Here is a 2,246-nt window from a genome sequence, read left to right on the forward strand (position 1 = left end):
TACCAACTGAGCTAACGACCCAAACGAGGCGCATATAGTAATGATTTTTGGCCGTTGATCAACCCCTTTTTCTCAGGTTTCTCAACATTTTTGCCGCGCCAGACAATCAGCCGTTCTGGGACTCGAGAAACTTCCGTGCGAGGTCAGCAGCACTGCTGGACGGGTAATCATCAATCACAGTTTGCATGCTGCGCCGAGCCTGCTCCTTTTCGCCCAGGCGATCATGAGTTACGCCCAGCTTATAGACCGCATCCGGAGCCTTGCGATGGTCGGCAAAACGGGTAGCGACAATCGTAAACGCCTGTTTTGCCTGTTCGAGCTGCGGCTTGACCAGATAGACCTCACCGAGCCAGTAATAGGCGTTGACCGTCAGATCACCTTCCGGATATTCATCGATAAATTCGTATATCCGACTAATGGCCTCATCGTATTTTTTCTGATTACGAATCAGGTCCTGGATCTGCTCGTAGGCCTTTCGTTCTTCCGCATCGGGCTGGCGGTATTCCCTGGCCTCCCGGGCCTGGCCTGAGGCAGCAGAGCCACCACCTTCGCTGGCTTCGGGAGCCGGCTGTGATGCGACCTTTTCCGAGAGATCCAGAATACGCTGATCCAGATCGATATAACGGTCGCGCCCTTGCTGCTGCAGGCGGTTAATCAGGTGCCGCTGCTCCTCCACTTCGCCCTGGAGCCGTCTGACTTCACCCTGAAGCTGCTGGATCATGTAGAACAGTTCCGACGTCGCCTGACTGCTGTTGGCGTTACGCTGACTGTCCTGGGCTGATTGCGCCAGGGCCACTCCCGCCTGCCCGAGGGCAAGCGGAAGCACCACTGTCGCCATGAGGATTTTTCTCATGGTCGTTCCTGTGTGATTACTCAAATACGAGTTCTACACGACGATTCTGGGCCCAGGCGCTCTCGCTGGAACCCATCACGGCCGGCTTCTCTTCGCCATAGCTTACGGTCTCGAGCTGGCCACGTGAAGCACCGTTTACAATCAGGAAACGCTGAACGGCGTTAGCACGACGCTCGCCAAGGGCCAGGTTGTATTCCTTGGTACCGCGCTCGTCGGCGTGACCCTCAATGCGGACGTTCTGACCCGGGTTGTTGGCGAGGAAACGGGCATGTGCCACCAGGACATCGCGGGCTTCCTGCTTGATTTCAGCCGTATCGAAATCAAAGTAGAAGGTGGTGATTTCACGCAGGGCCTGTTGTTCGGCCTGCTTGCGAGCTTCCATACGCTCTTCTTCGGTCATGGCTGAAGAAGAAACACCGCCCTGGTCGTCACCTCCGTAAACAGTGGATCCACCTTCCTGGTCTACAGCAGCCACATCGGAACCATACTCGCCGCCTTCTTCGGAGGTACCACCGGTAGAGCTACAGCCCGCTACCAGACCGACGGACAACAACAGTGCGAACGCTTTTGATTGAGCTGAAAAATTCATGTTTTCTTCCTTTCAGTTGAGTGACGTTATTGCTTGAACAATGGCCAACACCGGAAAGCTCCGGGAGTCAGCGAACCAAAGGTCCCCAGGCGGGCTCACGAACATCGCCTTCGGATGCCGGCAAGCTGTACGCTGCTCCACCATCCGCGGAAATAACCGTGAGCACGTTGCTGCCATTCTGCCGGGTAGCGTAGATCAGCATCCGGCCATTGGGCGCGACACTGGGAGACTCATCAGACTCGGTGCGGGTTAGGATCGTTTCCTCCCCGGTTTTCAGTTCGGTACGGGCAATGTGAAATGCCCGATCGCGCTGGTGAACGTAATACACATAGTTACCGTCATTGTCGGGCCTTGGCCGAGCATTGTAACGGCTGCCGAAGGTGATACGACGAGGCTCCGCACCCGGTGTATCCATGTGGTAAATCTGCGGACCTCCGGACCGGTCCGACGTAAAGAAAATGCCCTTGCCAGTGGCGTCATAGCTCGGCTCGGTATCAATAGCCCAGTGGTTCGTAAGCTTGGTCAACTGCCGGGTATCCAGGTTCATCCGGTAGATCTCGGCATTTCCGTCTTTCGAGAGGGTCATCAACAACGATCGGCCATCGTCGGACCAGGCCGGCGCCGAGTTGAGCCCCGGAAAGTCTGCCACTTTGGTGCGATTGCCGGTTGCAAGCTCATGAACAAAAATCACCGGTTTCCCTGTTTCGAACGACACATAGGCCAGCTTTTCCCCGTCTGGCGACCATGCCGGTGACAGGATGGGTTCCTGGCTTTCAAGACGGATTCTGGCGCGCTTGCCGTCCA

Annotated in this window: 3 protein-coding genes; all 3 read right to left on the minus strand. The window is 56.2% G+C overall.

Annotated features, from left to right (window positions below; genetic code table 11):
- Nucleotides 1–106: 106 nt before the first annotated feature.
- Complete coding sequence (gene ybgF / locus B2W52_RS08930; RefSeq protein WP_008169119.1) at nt 107–853, minus strand: tol-pal system protein YbgF; 747 nt, start codon at nt 851–853, stop codon at nt 107–109.
- Between the two features lie 16 nt (nt 854–869).
- A complete protein-coding gene (pal, locus tag B2W52_RS08935; RefSeq protein WP_008169120.1) occupies nt 870–1,442 on the minus strand; it encodes a peptidoglycan-associated lipoprotein Pal in 573 nt (190 codons plus the stop codon).
- 67 nt (nt 1,443–1,509) lie between these two features.
- Nucleotides 1,510–2,246 (minus strand): DPP IV N-terminal domain-containing protein (locus tag B2W52_RS08940; RefSeq protein WP_286802563.1); only part of this gene is annotated, 737 nt, incomplete at its 5' end.

It is taken from the genome of Marinobacter sp. UBA2498 (assembly GCF_002341575.1).
Taxonomy (GTDB): Bacteria; Pseudomonadota; Gammaproteobacteria; order Pseudomonadales; family Oleiphilaceae; genus Marinobacter; species Marinobacter manganoxydans.

What these genes read in the sequence shown, in the direction of transcription:
- ybgF (WP_008169119.1), bottom strand. Translation starts at nt 853, where the DNA reads ATGAGAAAAATCCTCATGGCGACAGTGGTGCTTCCGCTTGCCCTCGGG.
- pal (WP_008169120.1), bottom strand. Translation starts at nt 1,442, where the DNA reads ATGAATTTTTCAGCTCAATCAAAAGCGTTCGCACTGTTGTTGTCCGTC.